19 protein-coding genes are annotated in these 21,938 nt (G+C 70.5%); 7 read left to right on the plus strand and 12 right to left on the minus strand.

From position 1 onward, the window contains the following. Positions 1-111 precede the first annotated feature (111 nt). Positions 112-1,986: an ABC transporter ATP-binding protein gene (locus tag FFG40_RS14590; RefSeq protein ID WP_138804029.1), complete on the minus strand. Its 1,875-nt coding sequence runs from the start codon at positions 1,984-1,986 to the stop codon at positions 112-114. 126 nt (positions 1,987-2,112) lie between these two features. On the opposite strand from FFG40_RS14590, the gene FFG40_RS14595 reads away from it, so the two are divergent. After that, entirely contained in the window at positions 2,113-3,537 is a 1,425-nt protein-coding gene (locus tag FFG40_RS14595) for an amino acid permease (RefSeq protein WP_138803837.1), read from the plus strand. Between the two features lie 154 nt (positions 3,538-3,691). Here FFG40_RS14595 and FFG40_RS14600 read toward each other — a convergent pair whose 3' ends face one another. From FFG40_RS14600 to FFG40_RS14620, 5 genes are all read right to left on the minus strand, one after another. After that, entirely contained in the window at positions 3,692-4,609 is a 918-nt protein-coding gene (locus FFG40_RS14600; RefSeq protein WP_138803838.1) for a hypothetical protein, read from the minus strand. Positions 4,610-4,894: 285 nt separating this feature from the next. Next, positions 4,895-5,278: a 50S ribosomal protein L7/L12 gene (gene rplL, locus FFG40_RS14605; protein WP_027466380.1), complete on the minus strand. Its 384-nt coding sequence runs from the start codon at positions 5,276-5,278 to the stop codon at positions 4,895-4,897. 51 nt (positions 5,279-5,329) lie between these two features. Further along, positions 5,330-5,845 (minus strand): 50S ribosomal protein L10, encoded by a 516-nt coding sequence (gene rplJ, locus FFG40_RS14610; RefSeq protein WP_017888663.1) that lies wholly within the window; start codon positions 5,843-5,845, stop codon positions 5,330-5,332. A 280-nt stretch (positions 5,846-6,125) separates the two neighbouring features. Next, entirely contained in the window at positions 6,126-7,640 is a 1,515-nt protein-coding gene (locus tag FFG40_RS14615) for a cell wall metabolism sensor histidine kinase WalK (RefSeq protein WP_185974200.1), read from the minus strand. Next, complete coding sequence (locus tag FFG40_RS14620; protein ID WP_138803839.1) at positions 7,637-8,377, minus strand: response regulator transcription factor; 741 nt, start codon at positions 8,375-8,377, stop codon at positions 7,637-7,639. The genes FFG40_RS14615 and FFG40_RS14620 overlap by 4 nt, the downstream gene beginning before the upstream one ends. 103 nt (positions 8,378-8,480) lie before the next feature. Between FFG40_RS14620 and FFG40_RS14625 the strand changes: the two genes are divergently transcribed. From FFG40_RS14625 to FFG40_RS14645, 5 genes are all read left to right on the plus strand, one after another. Beyond that, the gene (locus FFG40_RS14625) at positions 8,481-9,515 is read left to right on the plus strand and encodes an acyl-CoA dehydrogenase family protein (RefSeq protein ID WP_138803840.1); all 1,035 of its coding nucleotides are present in this window, start codon (positions 8,481-8,483) and stop codon (positions 9,513-9,515) included. Then, positions 9,512-10,867, plus strand: coding sequence for a bifunctional PIG-L family deacetylase/class I SAM-dependent methyltransferase (locus FFG40_RS14630; RefSeq protein ID WP_260678886.1), 1,356 nt, complete (start codon positions 9,512-9,514; stop codon positions 10,865-10,867). Before FFG40_RS14625 ends, FFG40_RS14630 begins: the two co-directional genes overlap by 4 nt. Continuing rightward, positions 10,864-11,574 (plus strand): glycosyltransferase family 2 protein, encoded by a 711-nt coding sequence (locus tag FFG40_RS14635; RefSeq protein ID WP_138803842.1) that lies wholly within the window; start codon positions 10,864-10,866, stop codon positions 11,572-11,574. The genes FFG40_RS14630 and FFG40_RS14635 overlap by 4 nt, the downstream gene beginning before the upstream one ends. Positions 11,575-11,703: 129 nt before the next feature. Then, a complete protein-coding gene (locus FFG40_RS14640) occupies positions 11,704-13,251 on the plus strand; it encodes an ABC transporter permease (protein WP_138803843.1) in 1,548 nt (515 codons plus the stop codon). A gap of 101 nt (positions 13,252-13,352) precedes the next feature. Next, complete coding sequence (locus tag FFG40_RS14645) at positions 13,353-14,030, plus strand: ABC transporter ATP-binding protein (RefSeq protein WP_138804031.1); 678 nt, start codon at positions 13,353-13,355, stop codon at positions 14,028-14,030. Positions 14,031-14,166: 136 nt separating this feature from the next. Here the strand turns inward: FFG40_RS14645 and FFG40_RS14650 are convergent, their stop codons facing one another. The 6 genes from FFG40_RS14650 to FFG40_RS14675 form a co-directional block, all read right to left on the minus strand. Beyond that, positions 14,167-15,114: a biopolymer transporter Tol gene (locus tag FFG40_RS14650; RefSeq protein ID WP_138803844.1), complete on the minus strand. Its 948-nt coding sequence runs from the start codon at positions 15,112-15,114 to the stop codon at positions 14,167-14,169. A gap of 139 nt (positions 15,115-15,253) precedes the next feature. Then, the gene (locus FFG40_RS14655) at positions 15,254-16,093 is read right to left on the minus strand and encodes a carbohydrate ABC transporter permease (protein ID WP_027466373.1); all 840 of its coding nucleotides are present in this window, start codon (positions 16,091-16,093) and stop codon (positions 15,254-15,256) included. After that, complete coding sequence (locus FFG40_RS14660) at positions 16,086-17,081, minus strand: carbohydrate ABC transporter permease (protein ID WP_138803845.1); 996 nt, start codon at positions 17,079-17,081, stop codon at positions 16,086-16,088. The genes FFG40_RS14655 and FFG40_RS14660 overlap by 8 nt, the downstream gene beginning before the upstream one ends. A 180-nt stretch (positions 17,082-17,261) precedes the next feature. Next, entirely contained in the window at positions 17,262-18,563 is a 1,302-nt protein-coding gene (locus FFG40_RS14665; protein ID WP_138803846.1) for a sugar ABC transporter substrate-binding protein, read from the minus strand. Between the two features lie 114 nt (positions 18,564-18,677). Continuing rightward, a complete protein-coding gene (locus tag FFG40_RS14670; protein WP_138803847.1) occupies positions 18,678-19,829 on the minus strand; it encodes a Gfo/Idh/MocA family protein in 1,152 nt (383 codons plus the stop codon). Continuing rightward, entirely contained in the window at positions 19,826-20,572 is a 747-nt protein-coding gene (locus FFG40_RS14675; RefSeq protein ID WP_138803848.1) for a sugar phosphate isomerase/epimerase, read from the minus strand. The genes FFG40_RS14670 and FFG40_RS14675 overlap by 4 nt, the downstream gene beginning before the upstream one ends. Positions 20,573-20,716: 144 nt before the next feature. Between FFG40_RS14675 and FFG40_RS14680 the strand changes: the two genes are divergently transcribed. Beyond that, positions 20,717-21,928, plus strand: a complete 1,212-nt coding sequence (locus FFG40_RS14680; protein WP_027466368.1) for an ROK family transcriptional regulator — start codon at positions 20,717-20,719, stop codon at positions 21,926-21,928. The last annotated feature ends 10 nt before the right edge of the window (positions 21,929-21,938 follow it).

A 21,938-nucleotide genomic window follows, 5' to 3' on the forward strand; every position in this document is an offset into this window, starting at 1 on the left:
AGCGTCCCGGCATCCCGCGGCGGACGGCGAGCCCTGGTCGCGCTGCGCGCCGGACGGGAGGCCCGTGCGGACGCGGCCACGGGCCTCCTGTCCGGCGCCCGGTCGCGACCGTCAGGGGCGGACGACGTCCGCCGACGAGTTCTGCTGTCGGTGCAGCTGCGCGTACGTGCCGTCGAGGGCGAGGAGTTCGTCGTGCGTGCCCTGCTCGACGATCTGGCCGTGGTCGAGGACGAAGATGACGTCGGCGTCGCGGATCGTCGACAGCCGGTGCGCGATGGAGATGGTGGTCCGGCCGGCCGCCGCCGTGTCGAGCGCCGTCTGCACGACGTGCTCCGAGATGGAGTCGAGCGCGCTGGTGGCCTCGTCGAGCACGAGCACCGGCGGGTCCTTCAGCATGACCCGGGCGATGGCGATGCGCTGCTTCTCGCCACCGGACAGGCGGTAGCCGCGCTCCCCCACGACGGTGTCGTAGCCGTCCGGGAACGACGCGATCGTGTCGTGGATGTTCGCCGCACGGGCCGCACGCTCGAGCTCGTCGTCGGTGGCGTCGGGCTTGGCGTACCGCAGGTTCTCGCCGATCGTGGCGTGAAACAGGTACGTCTCCTGGCTGACGATGCCGACGTGCCGCATCAGGTCCTCGTGCACCAGGTCGCGGACGTCCTGCCCGGCGAACCGTACCGATCCTTCGGTCGCCTCGTACAGCCGGGGCACCAGGTAGGACACCGTCGTCTTGCCCGCGCCGGAGGGACCGACGAAGGCCGCGAACTGCCCGGGGCGCAGCTCGAACGACACCCCGCGCAGGGTCGGCTTGTCGGCTTCGCCGTCGGGGTAGGTGAAGACGACGTCGTCGAAGGCGACGTGGCCGACCTTCGACTCGTCCACGGGCCGGGCGGTCGGCGAGTCGGTGATGGCCGGCTTGAGGTCGAAGTACTCGAAGATGCGGGCGAAGAGCGCACCGGAGGTCTGCAGGTCGAGGACCACGCGCAGCAGCCCGACCGTCGGGAACAGGAGCCGGGACTGCACCGTCGTGAACGCGACGATCGTCCCGGCCGTGATCGGGACGTCGCCGATGATCAGGTACGCGGCGACGACGTAGATGATCGCCGGGATGATCGACAGGAAGATCTGCACGATCGCGAAGAACCACTGCCCGGACATCTGCTGGCGCACCTGCAGGGTGATCTGGTTGCGGTTCTCGTCCCCGTAGCGGCGGGTCTCGCTGGCCTGCTGGTTGAAGCTCTTCGCGAGCAGGATGCCGGAGACGCTCAGCGCCTCTTGCGTGATGGCCGTCATGTCGGACAGCGACTCCTGCGTCTGCGCGGCGATGCGGGCCCGGACCTGGCCGACTCGGCGCTGCGCGATCACGAGCAGCGGCAGCAGGACGACGGCGACCAGCGTCATCTGCCAGCTCAGCAGGAGCATCGCGACCACGGCGGCGATCACGGTCACGGTGTTGCCGAGCACCGACGAGATCGTGTTGTTCAGCACGCTCGCCACACCGCCGACGTCATTCTGCAGGCGTGACTGGATGACGCCGGTCTTGGTGCGGGTGAAGAACGCGAGTTCCATCCGCTGCAGGTGCGCGAACAGGCGCATCCGCATCGCGCCCATGACCTTGTTGCCGACCGTCGCGGTCAGGTACGTCTGCCAGACGGCGACCCCGGCGCTCGCGATCCAGAGCAGGACCATCGCGGACACGAGCTCGATCAGCACCGGGACGTCCGGGCGACCCGACGGCGGGAACAGCCCGCGGTCGAACGCCTGCTGGGTGAGCAGTGGCGGCACGACCGAGATGGCCGCACCGACCAGCACGAGGACGACCGTGAGCATGATCGCTCGACGGTGCGGCTCGAACAGCGCGGCGATGCGCCGGACCAGGTGCGGGATCCTCGGCGCCTCGGCATTGGCGGCCTTCTGTGCGCGGAAGTCGCCGCTCGAGATGCGCCCACCCCCGCGCGGGCCGCCGCCTCGCCCGCCGTGTCCCATGCTCATGGAGCCACCGTAGCCCCGCGCTCGGACATCGACCGCCCGCTCCACAGCACCGCAGTATTTGACCCCGTTCAGGGGGCGTGCGAGCATGTGCCGTCCCCGTCCCCGCACCACCGAGGTCCCATGTCGTCCGCGCCGTCACGTCCCACGTCCCTGGGGGCGCAGCTCGCCCGCCGCAAGCCGATCGAGCAGCTGCAGGCCGAAGCGTCCCGTGGTGTGAACGGTGAACCGCTCCGTCGGTCGCTCGGGGTCTGGCAGCTGACGATGATCAGCGTCGGGGCCACGCTCGGCACCGGCATCCTGGTCGTCCTCGGCACCGCGGTCCCGCTCGCCGGTCCCGCCGTCTGGATCTCGTTCGTCGTCGCGGGGATCGCCGCGCTGCTGTCCGCGCTGTCCTACGCCGAGATGGCGGGCGCCGTCCCGACCTCGGGGTCCAGCTACTCGTACACGTACGCCACGATGGGCGAGGGCATCGCCTGGATCTGCGGCTGGTGCCTCGTGCTCGAGTACGCCGTCTCGGTGGCCGCGGTCGCGGTGGGTGCCAGCGAGTACGTCGACGAGACCCTCCGCGTGTTCGGCCTGCACCTGCCCACCGCGCTCGCCGCTCCCCCGGTCGACGGCGGCGTGGTCAACCTGCCCGCGGCCGTCCTGGTCCTGCTCGCCACCGTCGTGCTGCTGCCCGGTGCCCGCGAGAGCGCCTGGGTGAACACGGTCATGGTGATCGTGAAGATCGCCCTGCTGGTCTTCTTCGTCATCGTGGCGTTCACGGCCTTCCGGGCGCAGAACTTCGAGCCGCTCGCCCCGATGGGCGCCGCCGGGGTCACCGCCGCCGCGTCACGGCTGTTCTTCTCCTACATCGGCTTCGACGCCGCCTCGACCGCCGGTGAAGAGGCGAAGAACCCCCGCCGTGACCTGCCCCGGGCGATCATCGGCTCGATCGCGCTCATCACCGCGCTGTACATCCTCGTCGCGATCGCCGCCGTCGGGGCCCGCTCGTGGACGGCGTTCTCGTCGTCCGAAGCGTCACTCGTCCGCATCGTGGTCGACGTCACGGGGCAGCCGCTCGTCGCCCTCGTGTTCTCGATCGGCGCCGTCGTCGCCATCGCCAGCGTCGTCCTCACCGTCCTGTACGGCCAGACCCGCATCCTGCTCACGATGTCTCGCGACGGCCTGGTACCGAAGGTCTTCGGGCGGGTCTCCCGTCGCACCGGCACCCCGATCGCGAACACGCTCATCATCGGCATCGCCGTGACCATCGTCGCCGCGCTCGTGCCCCTCGGTGAGCTCGCCGACGCGACGAGCATCGGCACCCTCGTCGCGTTCGCCCTGGTGAACGTGTCCGTCATCGTGCTCCGCCGCTCGCAGCCCGACCTGCAGCGCTCGTACCGGGTGCCGCTGTTCCCCGTCGTGCCGATCCTCGGCACCCTGAGCTGCGTGCTGCTCGCGGTGTTCCTCGGCGCCACCACCTGGATCGCCTTCGGCATCTGGATGGTCGCCGGCGCCCTGCTCTACCTGGCCTACGGCCGCCGCCACAGCACCCTGCGCTGACGCGCCGCCGCGCAAGCGCGCCGACCTCACGCGCTCACTCCCGCCAAAGCGACAGATGCACGCGGAACGTTCGCGGCGCTCTGTCGCTCTGCCGGGAGGCGTGACGTCCTTCCCGCGAGAGGTGTCGCTCTGGCAGCACCAAGATGCCAGGTCGTCATCGGCACGGCACACCGTGCTGACGGAACAGGGTTCGGAGGCGCTCCGGCACCACGAGGTGCTCCCAGTACACGCGGACGAACGCGTTGACCTCGCCGCGAGCACGGACCCGGTCCTCGCGCTGCTTCTCCCTCCAGACGGCGTCGGCGCCGCTCCTCCCCCACAGCATCTCGCGGTCCTCGTACTTCTGCCGGCCGTCGAACTCGATCACGATCCCCTGCCTCGGCAACCAGAAGTCGACCCGGTCGACGGCACCGTCCACGCCGACGAACTCGTGCTGCGGTTCCATGTCGGGGCAGCCGAGCTCGGCCCCACGCGCTGCGAAGTAGGACTCGCCCACCGACTCGTGGCGGACATCGCAGATCTCCAACGCGTGCTCAAGGCGGACCGCGCCCCACGGACCGGCAATCAGCGCCAGACGCTCGAGGTCTTCGTGCCGGACTCCGTTGCGGAGCGCGTGATCCAGCCCGACTACCGCCGCGGCCAAGGATGTCCGACGAGCAAGCTCGATCGTCGTCTGCGCAAGAGCGGTGTACTCGACGCCGTGGAAACGGTGCCCCGACACGAGCGAGGACCCGGCGTGCATCGTGAGCCCGGTACGTCGGAGGTCATACTCCAGCGCGGGCACGTTCGCATGGACACGCTCCGGCCACGGGTCGAGACGAGGTGCGCCGAGGATCGCAGCCGCTGAGTCGAGCGACCACACAGCGCCTCCGCGGAGCAGCGGGAGAGCGGACCGCATGCGGACGAGGTGTCGGCTCCGGCCGTCGAGCGCGTCCCACGCCGAGCGGTCGACGTAGACGCCCTGCCGCACGCGGACGAGTTCGCCGGCCAGCTTGCGGCGCTGCAGCTGTCGTGCGTCCGCGCGATCGAGTCTGTTCGTCCGGAACAGTGCGATGGCGTTGGCAGGGTGCATGGCAACACTTTGTCGGCCAGCGCAACCGATGTCGGCGACGTTCGCCGGACTGTGGAGAACCCACGCGCCTCCAGACCGCCATGCGGCGATGCCAAAGCGACGACTCTGCGGAAGCGGGCACCGTCAGAGGCGCCGAAGCGACAAGAATCCGTGATCTTCCCGGGCCCATCTGTCGCTTTGGCGAAAGTGACAAAAAGCGCGAAACTTCGCCGCCCCCCGCCCCCCGCACACGACGAAGGCCGCCGCCCCGAGGGGCAGCGGCCTTCGTGACCGGAACGGTCGAGACTACGCGAGCTCGATCGTGGCGCCAGCGGCCTCGAGGGTCGCCTTCGCCTTGTCGGCGGTCTCCTTGTTCGCACCCTCGAGGATCTTGGCGTCGGCGGTCTCGACGAGCGCCTTGGCCTCACCGAGGCCGAGCGACGTCAGGCCACGGACCTCCTTGATGACCTGGATCTTCTTGTCACCAGCGGACTTGAGGATGACGTCGAACTCGGTCTTCTCCTCAGCGGCCTCGGCCGGAGCAGCTGCGCCGGCGGGGGCGGCAGCGGCGACCGGGGCGGCCGCGGTGACCTCGAAGACCTCTTCGAACTTCTTCACGAAGTCCGAGAGCTCGATGAGCGTGAGCTCCTTGAAGGCCTCGATGAGCTCGTCCTGCGAAAGCTTCGCCATGATTTTCTCCTACTACTAGCTAGTACGTGTGGTTGATGAACGCGAGCCTGATCAGGCCGCGGACTCCTGCTTCTCGCGAAGGGCGTCCACGGTGCGGACGGCCTGCGAGAGGGGTGCCTGGAACAGGTACGCAGCACCGAACAGCGAGGCCTTGAGTGCGCCGGCGAGCTTGCCGAGCAGCACTTCACGGGACTCGAGGTCGGCGAGCTTGTCCACCTCGGTCGCGGTGAGCGGGTTACCGTCGAAGTAACCGCCCTTCACCACGAGCTCGGGGTTCGCCTTGGCGAATGCACGCAGCGACTTCGCGACGGCGACGGTGTCACCGTGGACGAAAGCGAGAGCGGACGGACCGGCGAGCTCGTCGTCGAACGACGAGATGCCGGCGTTGTTCGCCGCGATCTTGGTCAGCGTGTTCTTCACCACGGCGTACGTGGCGTGCTCACGGATCGAGTTGCGGAGCTCCTTGAGCTGCGCGACCGTGAGACCGCGGTACTCGGTGAGCAGAACGGCGTTCGAGCTACGGAAGGACTCCGTGAGCTCGGCGACCGCAGCTTCCTTGTTCGCCATGGTTCTCCTTGGGGGTCTTGCCGGCAGCCCCAGGTCCACGAACGAAAAAAGCTCCGGCGCAGAGGCTCGGAGCTGCTCTCACCAGATGGTGGGAGTGGTTCGGAACACCTGCGCGGGATGCCTCACGAGTGAGGACCTTCGGTCACGATGTTCACAAACACGTTGCGAGCAGCACGACATCCGGCGGTCTTTGGCTTCGAGAACTGTACCAGACGCCGTGGGCGTCACCAAACACCCCCACTGGAGGCGCGGGGCGGCCCTGCCCCGCGCCTCCCGACCGTCAGTGGGGACGGTCCACCGCAGCGGGTGTCGCCGACCAGTCCGCGGACCCGGCAGGGTCAACCGACGACGACGCGACAGCCCCCGCCGCGGCGGCAGCCGCAGCAGGGTCGCGCGGAAGGTGCACCGTGAACACGGTGTCTCCCGGCTCGCTCGTGACCTCGACCCGGCCACCGTGCGCCTGCACCACCGCGTCCACGATGGCGAGCCCGAGGCCGGTCGACCCGACCGTGCGGGACCGCGAGCTGTCTGCCCGGGCGAAGCGCTCGAACAGCTTCGGCAGGAACTCCGGGTCGATCCCCTGGCCGGTGTCGCGCACGGTCAGGTCGACTCCGCCGTCGACCGGCGCGAGGCCCACCGTGATGCGGGTGCCCTCGGGTGTGTGGGTCCGGGCGTTGGTGACGAGGTTCACGATGACCTGGTGCAGGCGTGCGGCATCGCCCGTGATGGTCACCGGCTCCGGCGGGACGTCGACCTCGATGGGGTGTTCGGGCGAGGCGGCGTGTGCGTCGTTCACCGCGTCGAGCACCAGACCGGTCAGGTCGACCTCGGCGAACTGGATCTCGCGGCCTTCGTCGAGCCGGGCGAGGAGCAGCAGGTCCTCCACCATCGAGGTCATCCGGATGGACTCGGACTCGATGCGGCTCATCGCGTAGACGACGTCCTTCGGCAGGTCGCCGCCCATGCGCCGGGTGAGCTCGGCGTACCCGCGGACCGAGGCGAGCGGGGTCCGGAGCTCGTGCGAGGCATCGGCGACGAACTGCCGCACCTTCTGCTCCGAGCGTTCCCGCGCCTGCATCGCACTGCCGATGTGCCCCAACATGCGGTTGAACGCGCTGCCGACCCGGCCGACCTCGGTTCGGGGGTCGGTGTCGGGCACGCGGACACCGTCGAGGGCGTCGCTGCGGTCGAGCGGCATCCGCGCGACGGTGGACGCGGTCTCCGCGACGCGCTCGAGCGGTCGGAGCGACTGCCGGACCACGAACGCGGCGACGACCGAACCGGCGACCAGTGCGGTCGCCACGACGGCGAGGACGACCCCGAAGAGCTTCCAGACGCTGTCGTAGACGGGGGCCATCGGGAGCCCCACGACCAGGACGGCCGGGCCGACGTTGACGGCGGCGAGGCGGTAGCGCCCGACGTCCGAGCCGAGGTCGATCGTCTCCGGGTCGGCGTCCACACGGACGGACCCCAGTGCCTCGGCGCTCGTCTGCGGGACCCCGCTCGGGCGGCCGTAGTCGTCGAGCACGTTCGCGATGACGACCTGCCCGTCGACGAAGTACGCGGTCAGGGTTCCGGCGGCCTGCCCGGACGGTCGGGACAGGTCGATGCTCGGCTGCCCCGACTGGTTCTGCTGCAGGTACCGCTGCGCCCGGTGCGTGGCGCTCGTGATCTGCTTGTCGATCGCGCTGGTCTGGATCGAGGCGAGCGCGATGATGCTGGCCGCCCCGATCACCGCGCTGACGGCGACGACGAGGGCGACGATGCTCAGGACGAGCCGGCGCCGCAGGGTCACGAGGTCGGCTTGATGACGTACCCGACGCCGCGCACCGTGTGGATCATCGGGGTCTCACCGGCGTCGATCTTCTTGCGCAGGTAGGAGATGTAGATCTCGACGACCGACGACTTGCCGCCGAAGTCGTACGACCACACGCGGTCCAGGATCTGCGCCTTCGAGAGCACCCGACGGGGGTTGCGCATCAGGAACCGGAGCAGCTCGAACTCGGTGGCGGTCAGCTCGACGGGGCGGCCGGCACGGGAGACCTCGTACGACTCCTCGTCGAGCACCAGGTCGCCGACCACGATGCGGGAGTCGCCGGCCTCGGAGATCGAGATCTGCGAGCGGCGGATGAGCCCGCGCAGACGCGCCACGACCTCCTCGAGGGAGAACGGCTTGGTGACGTAGTCGTCGCCGCCCGCGGTGAGTCCGGTCACGCGGTCCTCGACGGAGTCCTTCGCGGTGAGGAACAGCACGGGGGTGTCGTCGTTGTTCTGCCGCAGCCGGCTGAGCACCTGCAGCCCGTCGAGGTCCGGCATCATCACGTCGAGCACCATGGCGTCGGGCTTGAACTCCCGCGCGGTCGTCAGGGCGTCCTGGCCGCCGTTCGCGCTCTTGACGTCCCAGCCCTCGTAGCGGAGCGCCATGGACAACAGGTCGGTGAGGCTGGCTTCGTCGTCGACGACCAGGATGCGCAACGGGGTTCCGTCGGCACGCGTGAGGCGCGGGGCTGCTGCGGGCTGGGAGATGGTCACGTCTTCGAGTATCGAGAAGTTCCTATGAGTCGCCTGTGGCACGGCCCAGTGCGTTCTGTGGATCGAGGACACGTCCACGTGTGCCGCTCCGTACGTTGGGAGCATGTTGCGATCTGCAGCCTGGCCCCCGTCGGCCCGGCACCTGGACACCGCGCGGATCGAACGGACGACCGGGAGGCCCGGCTCGACACCGACGGACCGCCTCGCGGTCGCGCGAGCGGTCGCCGCCACCACCCCACCCCTGTCCGCCGGGACGGCCGGCGGGTTCTTCGGCACGCTCGCCGCGGTCGCCGCGGCGGACGTCGCCACCGCCCGCACCGTCGAACCGCACCTGGACGCGCTCGGGATCCTGGCACAGGCCGGGGTCGACGCGCCGGAGAACTCGACCTGGGGCGTCTTCGCCGCCGAGGGGCCGGGCCTCCGGCTCGATGCCGCGCCCCAGCACGACGGCACGGTCCTGCTGCACGGCACGAAGCCGTGGTGCTCGCTCGCCTCGACGCTCTCGCACGCCCTGGTCACCGCGCACCTGGGCGACGAGCGGGTCCTCGTCGCCGTGGACCTGCGACAGCCCGGCGTCACCGTGCACGACGACGCCTGGGTCGCACGCGGCATGCCGGACGTGCCGAGCGGACCGGTCGACTTCGACGGCGTCCGGGCACGACCCGTCGGCGCTCCCGGTTGGTACCTCCGCCGTCCCGGCTTCGCCTGGGGCGGCATCGGCGTCGCGGCCTGCTGGTGGGGCGGTGCGGTCGGGCTCGCCCGGGTGCTCCGCGACACCGCGGCCGCGCACCCGGAGTCCGAGCTGCTGCAGGCCGCCCTCGGCGCCACCGTGGCCGACCTCGCCGACGCCGAGGACGCCCTCGCCGACGCCGCAGCCCGGATCGACGGGTCCGACACGGGTCCTGACGACACCGACTGGCGGTTGCTCGCCCAGACCGTCCGGTCGCGGGTGCGCCGATCGGTCGACGCCGTGCGTGAGCGGGTGGTCGCCACGATCGGCCCGGCTCCGCTGACCGCCGACGCCGCCGTCGCCGCGCGGGTCGCCGACCTCGAGCTCTACGTCCTGCAGGACCACGGAGCCCGCGACCTGGCCCGGATCGGCCGCATGGTGCTCGAGCGGGGCGGTGTCGCGTGGTGAGCTTCGACCACCGTGAGCCGGGCACCGACCCGGCGGCGTGGACGGGGTTCCTCGACGGCCTGGACGCACCGGCGATCGACCTGGCCGGCACCGGATCGGTGGTGGTCGTCGCACCGCACCCCGACGACGAGACCCTCGGCGCCGGTGGCCTGATCGCGGCCGCCGCAGACGCCGGCGTCCCCGTGCACGTGCTGCTGCTCACCCGCGGCGAGCGCTCCCACCCGGACTCCCCCACGACGACCCCGGAGGCGCTCGCCGCCGCCCGTGACGACGAGTTCGTGGCGGCCCTGCGCACCCTGCACCCCGACGTGACGTCGACCTCGGTGGGGATCCCGGACGGCGCGACCCGCGAACACCGGGACCGTGTCGTCGACACCCTCGACACGGTGCTCGCCGGCGCCGCCCGCCCCGTGCTGCTCGTCGCGCCGTGGCACGGGGACGGGCACCGCGACCACCGCATCGCCGGCGAGGTCGCCGAGGCCGCCGCGGCGAGCGCCGCCGACGTCGACCTGCTCGCGTACCCGGTCTGGGCCTGGCACTGGGACGACCCGGACCGCTCCGTCGCGCCGTGGGACGACGTCCGGGCCCTGTCGTTGCCCGACGACCTCGTCGCCCGGAAGCGTGCCGCCCTCGACGCCTACCCGTCGCAGACCCGGCCCCTGTCGCCCGCGCCGGGGGACGAGGCGATCGTCGACGACCGGCACGCCGCCCACCACCTGCGGACGACGGAGTGGTTCTTCGCGCCGGGGTCGGCCCCGTCGCGGTCTCGCGAGTCGTTCGACGCCCACTACGACCGGAAGCCCGAGGGGTGGGACTTCGACGGGTCCTGGTACGAGCAGCGCAAGCGGGCCGTGACGCTGGCGGCGCTCCCCCGCCCGCGCTACCGGTCGGCGCTCGAGCTCGGCTGTGCCACCGGGGTCCTGACGGCCGCCCTCGCCGAACGTGCGGACGACGTGCTCGGCACCGACATCTCGGCGGCACCGCTGGAGCGTGCTGCCCGCCGTGCCCCGACCGCGCGGTTCGTGCAGGCGGCCCTGCCGGCGGAGTGGCCGGACGGGCGCTGGGACCTGGTGGTGATGTCCGAGGTCGGGTACTACCTGTCGCCCGCCGACCTCGACGCGACGATCGACCGTGTGCTCGGGTCGCTCGACGACGACGGCGTGCTCGTGGCCTGCCACTGGCGGCACCCCGACGACGAGGCCGTGTCGAGCGGTGACGCGGTGGACGCGCGGCTGACCGAACGGTGGCCGCGTCCCGCTCTGCTCCGGCACGTGGAGGAGGACTTCGTGCTGAGCGTCCTGCCCGGCCCGGCGGTCACCTCGGTGGCCCGGGCCGAGGGGATCGTCCGGTGACCCGACCGGGACCGCGTGCGCGCATCGACGTCGTCGTCCCCGCGCACGACGAGGCGGACCGGATCGCCGCGTGCCTCGACGCGCTCCTGGTGGCCGTCGGCCGGCTCGCCGCGGAGCGACCCGGAGTCGACGCCGCCGTCACGGTGGTGCTCGACGGCTGCACGGACGGCACCGCTTCGGTGGTCGAGCGGTACCCGGTCGACGTCCTGACCACGGACCGTGTCGGGGTCGGTCGGGCACGGACCATCGGGGCGACGCACGCCCTCCGTGCGCACGACGGTGACCCGGCGGCCCGGTGGCTCGCCCACACCGACGCCGATTCGCGGGTGCACGAACGGTGGCTCGTCCAGCAGTCCGACGCCCTGGCGTCCGGTGCGCAGGTGCTCGTCGGCGCCGTCGTCCCGGACCCGGATGACCTGGCGCCCGCGGTGCTCGACCGCTGGAGGCTGGCGCACCCGCCCGGTGCTGCCCTCGGCCACGTGCACGGCGCGAACCTCGGCGTGCTCGCCGCGGCGTACGTCAGCCTCGGCGGGTTCGACCCCGTGCCCGAGCACGAGGACGCGCGGCTGGTGGCCCGGGCGCGGGCGCTCGGCTTCCGGGTGGACGCCACCGTCGACCTGCCGGTGGTGACGAGCGGGCGTTTCGCCGGCCGGACCCCCGGCGGGTACGCGGAGCACCTGCGCCAGCGGTACGGCGACGTCGGCTGATGCGCCCTTAGCCGGCACATAGGTGCGCGATGGGCCGGTCATCGACAGCGTGCCTAGGTTCTCCTCCGTCGGCCCCGCCGCGTGCTCTGCGCGGCCGGTGACCCCAGCCGGCCACCACCGAGGAGAACCATGTTCCTGACCTACCTCAGGCGCGAACTCACGAACCGCAAGAAGCAGACGGTCATCATCGCGATCGGGATGGCCCTGGCCATCGCCCTCGTGGTGATCGTGTCGTCGATCTCGGGTGGCGTGCAGGCAGCGCAGTCGAGCGTCCTGCAGTCCGTCTACGGCGTCGGCACCGACATCACCGTCACCAAGACCGCGACGGCGTCGACGAACGGCGGGCGTCCGAGCTTCGACTTCGGCAGCCAGGGCGACAGCGACGACGACAGCGGTTCGACCGACCTGTCGCAGTCGCGGCTCGCGGTCGCGCGCGGCACGAGCACCCTGGACGCCGCGAACCTGTCCACCATCACGAGCACCGACGGCGTCAAGGCCGCGACGGGTGTGCTGACCCTCGAGAACAGCACGTTCTCCGGCCAGGTCCAGCAGCAGTCGACCGACGACAGCAGCACGGACAGCAGCGGCGACTCCAGCAGCGACAGCACGACCCAGCAGGGCCCGCCGAGCGGGGACACCGGCGGTGGCGGCGGGTTCGGCGGTGGGTCGTTCAGCGTCGACTCGTTCACGGTGACCGGCATCCCGGTTTCCGGCGCGACGGTCGGTCCGCTCACGAGCACCGAGCTCACGAAGGGGCGCACCTTCGCCGCGAAGGACGCGGGCAAGGACGTCGTCGTGCTCGATGCGTCGTACGCGAAGAGCGAGTCGAAGGCGGTCGGCGACACCGTCGACATCGGCGGCACGGACTTCACCGTCATCGGCATCGTCAGCTCCACCGGCTCGGCCTCGACCACGGGCTCGAACACCTACATCCCGCTCGACACCGCACAGGCGCTGGCCGACCTCGACGGCAAGGTCACCTCGATCTCCGTCTCCGCCGAGTCGTCCTCCGACGTCAGCACCATCAAGTCCGCACTGCAGGCGAAGCTGACGAGCGCCACCGTCTCCACCGAGGCCGACCTGGCCTCGAGCGTGTCCGGGTCGCTCAGCACCGCGTCGAGCCTCGTCTCGAACCTCGGCAGGTGGCTGTCGATCGTCGTGCTCGCCGCGGCGTTCCTCATCGCGATCCTCTTCACGATCTCCGGCGTGACCCGCCGCACCCGCGAGTTCGGGACCCTCAAGGCGATCGGCTGGTCGAACGGCCGCATCACCCGACAGGTGGCAGGCGAGTCCCTGGTGCAGGGCCTGATCGGCGGCGTGCTCGGCGCCGCGGCCGGCCTGATCGGCATCCTCGTCGTGAACGTCATCAGTCCGACGATCTCGGCGAGCGCCTCGAGCACGACCGGCGGGGGTGCCGGTGGCGGTGGTGGCATGCCCGGCGGCGCAGCGACCGCGGCCGCGGGCAGCGGCACGACGGGCGGTGCACCGGCCGGGGGCTTCGGCGGCGGCGCGAGCACGGCGTCGACGACCGACGTGGTCCTGCACGCCCCGGTGACCGTCGAGATCATCCTGCTGGCGATCGGCCTGGCGATCCTCGGCGGCCTCATCGCCGGCGCGCTCGGCGGCTGGCGGGCGAGCCGGCTCCGTCCGGCCGAGGCGCTCCGGAGCGTGGCCTGATGCCCGGGCGCACCGACACGACCGAACCGACGACAGGAGCAACCGTGACCAGCACCGACACCGCGACCGGCGAGGCGGAGGCGAGCCGTGCCTCCAGTCCGATGTACCGGCTGACGAACGTCAGCAAGACCTACCAGCAGAAGAACCGGACCGTCACCGCCCTGACGAACGTCCACCTGACGATCCCGCAGGGGCAACTCGTGGCCGTCCAGGGGCCGACCGGCGGCGGGAAGTCGACGCTGCTGCAGATGCTCGGAGCGCTCGACCGGCCGAGTGCCGGGTCGATCCACCTCGGTGGCGACCGCGACGTGGCGAAGCTCGGCGACGGCGCGCTGACCGACCTGCGGGCGACCGAGATCGGCTTCGTGTTCCAGAGCTTCAACCTGATCCCGACGCTGACGGCCCTCGAGAACGTCGAGACGGCGTTCGCGGGGTCGCTCGCGAACCGGTCACGGACCGAGGTCCGCGAGCGTGCGGTCGCCGCCCTCCGCGAGGTCGGACTGGGTGAGCGGATGGAGCACCTGCCGGCCGAGCTGTCCGGCGGGCAGCAGCAGCGCGTGGCGATCGCCCGGGCGCTGGTGAAGAACCCGAGCGTGCTGCTCGCCGACGAGCCGACGGGTGCGCTCGACGAGTCGACCCGCGACGAGATCATGGCGCTCATCGAGAAGCAGTGGCGGGAGCGCGGGCTGACCGTCGTCATCGTCACGCACGACTCGTGGGTCGCGAAGCGTGCCGAGCGTCGCCTGCACATCAAGCAGGGGCAGGTCCGCGAGGTCTAGCGGGGCGGCGGGGCGGCGGGCGGCGGGGTGTCCGTCCGCGTTTCGCGCTGAGCGACAGTCCACGCGTCCGGTGGCGCGTGGACTGTCGCGCAGCGCGTGAGGACGCCGCCGCCCCCGGCGCCGCAGGACGCCGCCGCTACCCCGCCACCGGGTAGTCGCAGTACGAGAACCACGCCGAGTCGGGGGCCCACGGCGGCACGTTGACCGTCCCCTGCCCACCGTCGAGTGCCACCAGGGTCTCCGGCTGGACCGCGATCCGAGCGCCGCGGACGAGCGACCCCGGCAGCAGCCGGAGTTCGACGCGGTGGTCCGCCGGGTGGCCCTGCACGCCGGGCTCGTACGACAGGTACAGCAGGTGCGAGCCGTCCGGCGACAGGTGCGGGAACCAGTTCACCCGGTCGTCGTTCGTCAGGCGGACCGGGCTGTCGTGCCCGGGCCAGCGCACGGCCAGCTGCGCGGTGCCGGGGGTGAACCGCTCCGTGTTCCAGAGCAGGATCCCGCCGGCCGGACTGATGGTGCAGCCGTCGTCGGGGTGCTCGTCCCGCGTGACGAACGTCGGCTCGCCGGTCTCCGGGTCGACCATCGCGACGTCGGTCGTCCAGACGCCGTCCTCGGACAGCTCCCCCACGATCGCGGCGAGGGCGCTGCCGTCCGGGGCGATGCCGTGCAGGTAGAACTTCCGCTTGGTTGGGAGGGCCGCTGCGACGTCGGTGATCCGGGTCGCGGGACCGCCCTCGGGCAGCGGGACGCGGTAGAGCTCGCCGTCGCGGGCGCTCACCACGATGGAGCTGCCGGACGGCTCGAGCACGTGGTCGTTGTTGATCTCGTCGACGCCGTCCATCGGCACCGGCACGAGCGCGGTCTCGTCGAGGACGGTGCCGCTGTCGGCCGACGGCAGCCGCAGCAGCCACAGGTCGCCGTCGCCGTTCAGCACCAGGGTCTGGGCGTCCAGGACGTTCGGCGCCTCGACGAGCACCGTGGCCGACTCGAACACAAGCCGCGAGGTGCGGGACTCGACGTCGTACACGTGCACGCGGCTGGTCTGTCCGGGCAGCAGCTGCCGCCCTCGGGTCTCGTCGCTCATGGTTCCATCCTGTCGGTCGTCGGGTGGTCGGGGTCGTGGGGTCGGTGGGGAACGGCAAAACACCGGTGTTCACGCTGCGCACCGCGTCATGCGGGGGCGTCGAGCGCGAACACCGGTGTTTTGCGGAAGGGGCCTCCGCCTACTTCACGGCACCCGCGGTCAGGCCGGCGACGAACTGGCGCTGGACCACGAGGAACGCGGCCACGACCGGGATCGACACGACGAGCGATGCCGCCATGACCTGGTTCCAGTACACGTTCGTCTGCGTCGAGTACTGCTGGAGACCGACCGCCAGGGTCGAACCGAGGCCGTTCGTCATGACCGAGGCGAAGAGGACCTCACCCCAGGCCGTCATGAACGAGTAGATCCCGACCGCCACCAGACCCGGGCGGGCCGACGGCAGGATGACCCGGAACAGCGCACCCATCGGGCCCGAACCGTCGACCATCGCGGCCTCGTCGAGCTCGCGCGGGATGGTCTCGAAGTACCCGGCCAGCATCCAGATCGAGAACGGCAGCGTGAAGGTCAGGTACGTGATGATCAGGCCGAGCCACGACCCGACGAGCTGGATGCCCAGGGTGTTGCCGAGGTTCGTGAAGATCAGGAACAGCGGCAGCAGGAACAGCACGCCGGGGAACATCTGCGTGGAGAGCACCGCGGTGGTGAAGGTGCTCTTGCCCTTGAAGTTCCAACGCGAGACACCGTAGGCGGCGAAGGTCGCGATGATCAGCGAGAACACCGTCGCCACCGTGCAGACCACGAGCGAGTTGACGAAGTACCGGCCGAGCGGCACCGTCGACCACATGTCGATGAACGGCTGGAAGGTGATCCTCGACGGGATCCACGTGAAGTTGTCCTGCACGTCGCCGAGGGGCTTGATGGCCGTGGTGATCATCACGTAGAGCGGTACGACCGTGAACAGCGTCAGGACGACCAGGGTGATGATCTTGAAGGACTTGGCGCCAGTTGTCTCACGCACGGACGGACCTCCGGTTGGTCACGGCGAGGTAGATGCCGGTGACGACGAGCAGGAAGAGCAGGAGCAGGACGCTCATCGCGGCACCGGAACCGAAGTTCCAGGTGATGAACGACGCGTTGTAGATGTGGAAGCTCAGCAGGTCCGCGGCGGGCGGCTGGGCGGTCGAGCCGAACAGCACGAACGGCGTGTTGAAGTCGTTGAACGTCCACAGGAACATCACGAGCACGAGCGTCACGTTGACCGGGCGGACCATCGGCAGCGTGATCGAGCGCCACTGGCGGAACGGCTTGGCACCGTCGACCGAGGCGGCCTCGTAGACGTCGTTCGGGACGGACTGCAGCCCGGCCATGAGCATCAGGAACGCGAACGGCCAGGTCTTCCAGATCGCCACGACGACGACGGCGACGAAGGCGTTGTTGCCGATGAGCCAGAACGGGGCGTTCCCGCCGAACAGGTGCAGCTGGTCGACGAGCAGGTGGTTCAGGGCCCCGGAGTCACGCTGGAACATGAACTTCCAGGTGATCACACCGGCGTACATCGGCAGCGCGTAGGGCACCAGGAACAGGGTGCGGAAGAGCCCGCGTCCGGCGAACGGCTTCTGCAGCGCGACCGCTGCGGCCATGCCGAAGGTCCAGGAGAGCCCGACCACGAGGACCGTGAAGGCGCACGTGATGAGGAACGAGTTGAGGACCCCGCGGCCGATCGCCTGGTCGAAGTCGACGACGACCTGGTAGTTCCGGAACCCGGCGAAGGGCGCGGCACCCCAGTTCGCGATGAAGTACTTGGTGAGCTGGATGAACGAGATCCAGATGCCGGTGAGCATCGGGACGATGTGGATGAGCAGCTCGAACAGGATGGCCGGCGCGACGAGCGCGTAGGGCAGCCAGTGGGTCTTGCGCTTGCGACCTGGCGGACGGCCCGACATCGTCGGGGCCTTCGTGTGCGTCAGGTCGATGCGCTCCGAGTCGGGCAGGACCGTCGTGGACATCTGGTGGGGCCTTTCGGCAGGAGGGGCGTGCAGGTGCGGTCCGCGCGGGCCGTGGCAGCGGCCGGGAGGCGCGGGGTGCGTGGGGCGTGTGCCTCACGGCCGACGGGTGGTCGGCCCTGGAACGTCAGGGGCGGAGGCCCGGGCGCGTCCGTCGGACGCGACCCGGGCCTCCAGGGTGGATCAACCGGCGGCCTGGGACACCTGGTCCTGGGCGGTCTGCAGTGCCGACTTGATGTCGGCCTCGGAGACCTTGGAACCGGTCGCGATCTTGGCGAACATGTCGTTCATCGCCTTGCCGACCGTGGACTCGAACTGGTCCTCGGCGGGCACCAGCGGAAGCGGCTTCGCCTTGTTGTTGTAGATGTCGAGGAACGTCTTCGTCTGCTCGTCCGTGACGGAGTCAGCAGCCTCGGCGAGCACCGGCAGGGCCGAGTACGGCTTGTCCAGCGTCGTCTGCGTGTCCATGCTCGTCATGTACTTGACGAACTTGAGCGCGCCTTCCTTGTTCTTCGTGTTCTTGAAGACCGACAGGTTGATGCCAGCCGGGAACGAGGCGATCTGCTCGCCACCGCTCGGGGCGGGCAGCGCCACGACGCCGTACTCGTCCGACTTCATGCCGAGGGACTCGATGGTCGCGTTCGCGTTGTTCTGGTTGAGGATGAACGCGGCCTTCTTCTTCGCGAAGTCCGTGGTGGACTGCGTCGCGTTGTCGTACTGCGCGTTCGACAGGTTCGCGACCTTCGAGTCCTGCATCAGGTCGAGGTAGCGCTTGATGCCGTCGACGTTGGCCTTCGAGGTGAAGGTCGGCTTGCCGTCCTTGTCGAACCACTCGCCGCCGTTCTGCGCCGAGTTGATGAACGCGAAGTGCGAGTTCTCGGTGTACGAACCACCCGCGAGGCTGAAGCCGTAGGTGTCACCCTTGGTCAGCTTCTCGGCGTCGGAGACCATCTCCTCCCACGTGGTGGGCGGGGTGATGCCGGCGTCCGACAGCATCTTCTTGTTGTAGTACAGGCCGTAGGCGAGGCCGTAGAGCGGGACGCTCGTGACCGTCTTGTCGGGCGCGCCACCGGTGGACAGGGCGACCTTGCCGAACTTGTCCTCGCCGCCGATCGCCTTCATCTCGGCGTCACCGAACTCCTGGAAGGCGCCGGTGGCCTGGAGCGAGGTCGCCCAGGTGTTGCCGATGTTGACGACGTCCGGGCCCTGGCCCGAGGTGACGGCGGTCTGGATCTTGTTCTGCAGGTCGTTCCAGCCGATGACCTGGAGGTCGACCTTGATGCCGGTCTCCTTGGTGAACTTCTTGAGGACGGGGGTCAGCACCTCCTTGTCGTTCTGCAGGGACGTGCCCTGGTTGGACGCCCAGTAGGTGAGCGTCTTGGAGTCGCCGGCGGATCCGGAGGATCCGGAGGAGCAGGCTGCGAGGCCGGACACGGTGAGTGCGGCGGCCGCGGTGATGGCCAGTGCGCGGATGGCAGTGCGCATGACTCTCTACTTTCTCGTCGTTGAGATGGTGCAGGGGATGGTGCAGAGGTGGAGCTGGTGCTGCGGATGGTGCTGGTCGGGTGCTGCTGTGGGTTGCGGGCAGCGCCCCGGCGGTCAGGCCAGGGTGCGTTCCGCGGGGTCCCAGCCCTCGGGGAGGGTCGGGGAGGGCGACACGGTGCTCTCGACGAGCACCGCCTCGCCACGTTCTGCCGCCTCGGCGATGGAGACCATCACGTCGAGGACGTGGAAGGCGAGTGCACCGGGGACGCGGTTCTCGTCGCCGGCCCGCAGCGAGCGGGCCAGGTCGACCACGCCGGTGCCGCGCGAGTAGGTGGAGCCGACCGCGGGGATCGTCTCGGGCTCCTCGGAACCGAGGGCGTACAGCTCGGTGTCGCCGTCGAAGTTGTTCGGGTCGGGGAACACGACGGTGCCGGTCTCCCCCGCGATCTCGACGAAGCCGGTGCGGCCGCGGTCGGACTCGAACGAGAAGACGCTCTGTGCGCTGCCGCCGTTCTCGAACTCGATCAGCGCGGAGTGGTTCGTCGGGACGTCCACCGGGAACTCGGTGCCGGCCTTCGGTCCGGAGCCGATGGTGCGGGTGGCGCGGGACTTCGACGCCGTCGCCGTGACCTTCTTCACCGGTCCGAACGTCTGGACGAGGGTGGTGATGTAGTACGGGCCGATGTCGAACAGCGGACCGGCGCCGTAGGCGAAGAGGAACTCGGGGCTCGGGTGCCACGACTCGGGGCCGGGGCTCTGGAAGAGCGTCAGGCCGTTCAGGGGGGTGCCGATGCGGCCGTCGCGGATGGTGCGGAGCGCGGTCTGCAGGCCGGCGCCGAGGAACGTGTCCGGGGCGACACTGACGGTCTTGCCCGCGGCGGCCGCGGCGTCGCGGAGCTCGGCGGCGCTGGCACGGTCGAGAGCGTAGGGCTTCTCGCCCCAGACGTGCTTGCCTGCGGCCAGGGCCTGCAGCGCGACCTCGACGTGGGCGGCCGGGATCGTCAGGTTCACGACGATCTCGATGTCGTCGTCGGCCAGGAGCTCCTCGACGGTGCCCGATCCGGGGACGCCCCACTTCTCGGCCTGGGCGGCGGCGCGCGGCAGGTCGATGTCGGCGATGAAGCGGACCGTCACGTCGGGGAAGACGGTGAGGTTCGACAGGTACTGGTCCGAGATGACCCCGGCGCCGATGACGCCGACGCCGACGGGGCCGGTGCGGGTGGCGCTGTCGGTCGCCGTTGCGGCGGCGGTCGTGGTGTCGGTCATGCGCGGGCCCCCTCGAGGAACGTGTAGGAGTCGGCGACGGCCTGGAAGACGTCACCCTCGTGGTCGTCGAGCTCGACGACGTGCAGTGCGTCGGGCGCCGCGGCGATGATCTCGCGGATCGGCATGATGCCGTTGCCGACGGCGACCTGCTGCTTGTCGTCGTGCGAGCCGTCGCCGTCCTTGACGTGCAGGAACTGGACCTTGTCGCCGTACTTGCCGATGACCGCGACCGGGTCGTCCCCGCCGACCTGCACCCAGTAGGTGTCGAGCTCGAGCACGACCTCGTCGGACAGGGCGTCGGCGAAGACCTCGTAGGCGCTGACACCGTCGATGCGGTTCGAGAACTCGAACGCGTGGTTGTGGTAGCCGAGCACCAGGCCGTGGTCGGCGGCGCGCGGGGCGAGGGCGCTGAGTTCGCGGGCGATCGCCTCGACGTCCTCGCGGGTGGTCCAGCGGGACTCGTCGATGTGCGGGTCGATGAGGGTCCCGAAGCCGAGGGTGGTGGAGGCGTGGAAGATGCGCTCGAGGTCCTGCTCGCCGGCGTCCAGCAGACGGGCGTGGCCGCTCGGGGCGGCGAGGCCGGCGTCGCGGAGGGCGGCGGCGAGTTCGTCGGCGTTGTCGACGAAGCCGAAGGCCTCGACGTTCGTGTAGCCGATGTCGGCGATGCGCTGCAGGGTGCCGGGCAGATCAGCACTGAGGGCATCGCGGACCGTGTAGAGCTGGACCGAGAGCGGTTGGGTCACCAGGGGTTCTCCTCGTCGAGATGGTGCGGTCGTCACTGACCGATCGTCACACTACGAGCACTTTTGTCGGCGGTCAAGCAGAAGTCCGAGGAATGTCGACGGACTTCATTGCGTGGCGCGAACGATGTGTGCTTCACTCCCCACATGGTCGACTTGAACCGGACGGCAGCGTCGCCTCCGGTCGGGACGAGCGAGCTCTTCCAGATCCTCCGCGACGGCGTGCCGCGCACCAGGGCCGAGCTCGCCGCACTGACAGGACTCGCACGCTCCACCATCGGCGTGCGCCTCGACTCCCTGATCGACATCGGGTTGGTCGGCGCCGTGGACACCGCCGTCTCCACCGGCGGCCGTCCGCCCGCCCAGGTGGCGCTGAAGCCCCGCGCCCGCCTCGTGATCGCCGCCGACCTCGGCGCCTCGCACGGTCGCGTCGCCGTCACCGACCTGGTCGCGGCACCGCTCGCCACCCGCGAGGCCCGGATCGACATCGCCGCCGGTCCGGTGCCGACCCTGTCCTGGCTCGTCGAGACGATCGACGACCTGCTCGCCGAGGTCGGGCGCAGCCGACAGGACGTCATCGCGATCGGGATCGGGGTCCCCGGGCCCGTCGAGTTCTCCACCGGCCGCCCGGCCAACCCGCCGATCATGCCCGGTTGGGACGGCTTCGACGTGCCCTCGTGGCTCCGTCAGCACATCGCCGCCCACGTGCTGCTCGACAACGACGTCAACATCGCTGCCCTCGGTGAGCGGGAGCACGGCTGGCCGGACGTCGACCACCTGCTGTTCGTGAAGGTCGCCACTGGCATCGGGTCCGGCATCGTCTCCGAGGGCCGGCTGCAGCGCGGCGCCCAGGGCACCGCGGGTGACATCGGCCACGTTCGGGTCTCCCGCGCCGGCGACGTCCCCTGCCACTGCGGCAACACCGGCTGCCTGGAGGCCGTGGCCTCCGGTCCGGCCATCGCCCGCGCACTCCGCGCGAAGGGGCACGACGCGCACACGGGTGCGGACGTGATCGACCTGGTGAACCGGTCGGACCTCGACGCGATCTACGCCGTCCGACAGGCCGGTCGGGACATCGGCGAGGTCCTGGCGACCTGCATCTCGCTCATCAACCCGTCCGTCATCGCACTCGGCGGCTCGATCACGCAGGCCGGTGAGCACCTGCTCGCCGGCGTCCGCGAGGTCGTGTACTCCCGCTCGATGCCCCTGGCGAGTGAGCACCTCGTCATCGTGCAGTCTCGCGCCGGGTCCCTCGCCGCGCTGCAGGGAGCTGCGGCCCTCGCCATCGGCTACGCCCTCTCCCCCGCCGGGGTCGACGAGCTGGTCGCCTTCGCCGAGGGCCGCGAACTGGTCTCCTGACGCACACCCG

This window comes from Curtobacterium sp. KBS0715 (assembly GCF_005938005.2).
In the GTDB taxonomy this organism is placed as follows: domain Bacteria; phylum Actinomycetota; class Actinomycetes; order Actinomycetales; family Microbacteriaceae; genus Curtobacterium; species Curtobacterium flaccumfaciens.

Excerpts from the sequence above, each read along its gene's own strand:
- FFG40_RS14680 (WP_027466368.1), top strand. The coding sequence starts at position 20,717 with ATGGTCGACTTGAACCGGACGGCAGCGTCGCCTCCGGTCGGGACGAGC.
- FFG40_RS14650 (WP_138803844.1), bottom strand. The coding sequence starts at position 15,114 with ATGAGCGACGAGACCCGAGGGCGGCAGCTGCTGCCCGGACAGACCAGC.
- FFG40_RS14660 (WP_138803845.1), bottom strand. The coding sequence starts at position 17,081 with ATGTCCACGACGGTCCTGCCCGACTCGGAGCGCATCGACCTGACGCAC.
- FFG40_RS14595 (WP_138803837.1), top strand. The coding sequence starts at position 2,113 with ATGTCGTCCGCGCCGTCACGTCCCACGTCCCTGGGGGCGCAGCTCGCC.
- FFG40_RS14625 (WP_138803840.1), top strand. The coding sequence starts at position 8,481 with ATGTTGCGATCTGCAGCCTGGCCCCCGTCGGCCCGGCACCTGGACACC.
- FFG40_RS14645 (WP_138804031.1), top strand. The coding sequence starts at position 13,353 with ATGTACCGGCTGACGAACGTCAGCAAGACCTACCAGCAGAAGAACCGG.
- FFG40_RS14600 (WP_138803838.1), bottom strand. The coding sequence starts at position 4,609 with ATGCACCCTGCCAACGCCATCGCACTGTTCCGGACGAACAGACTCGAT.
- FFG40_RS14665 (WP_138803846.1), bottom strand. The coding sequence starts at position 18,563 with ATGCGCACTGCCATCCGCGCACTGGCCATCACCGCGGCCGCCGCACTC.
- rplL (WP_027466380.1), bottom strand. The coding sequence starts at position 5,278 with ATGGCGAAGCTTTCGCAGGACGAGCTCATCGAGGCCTTCAAGGAGCTC.
- FFG40_RS14640 (WP_138803843.1), top strand. The coding sequence starts at position 11,704 with ATGTTCCTGACCTACCTCAGGCGCGAACTCACGAACCGCAAGAAGCAG.
- FFG40_RS14590 (WP_138804029.1), bottom strand. The coding sequence starts at position 1,986 with ATGGGACACGGCGGGCGAGGCGGCGGCCCGCGCGGGGGTGGGCGCATC.
- FFG40_RS14670 (WP_138803847.1), bottom strand. The coding sequence starts at position 19,829 with ATGACCGACACCACGACCGCCGCCGCAACGGCGACCGACAGCGCCACC.
- rplJ (WP_017888663.1), bottom strand. The coding sequence starts at position 5,845 with ATGGCGAACAAGGAAGCTGCGGTCGCCGAGCTCACGGAGTCCTTCCGT.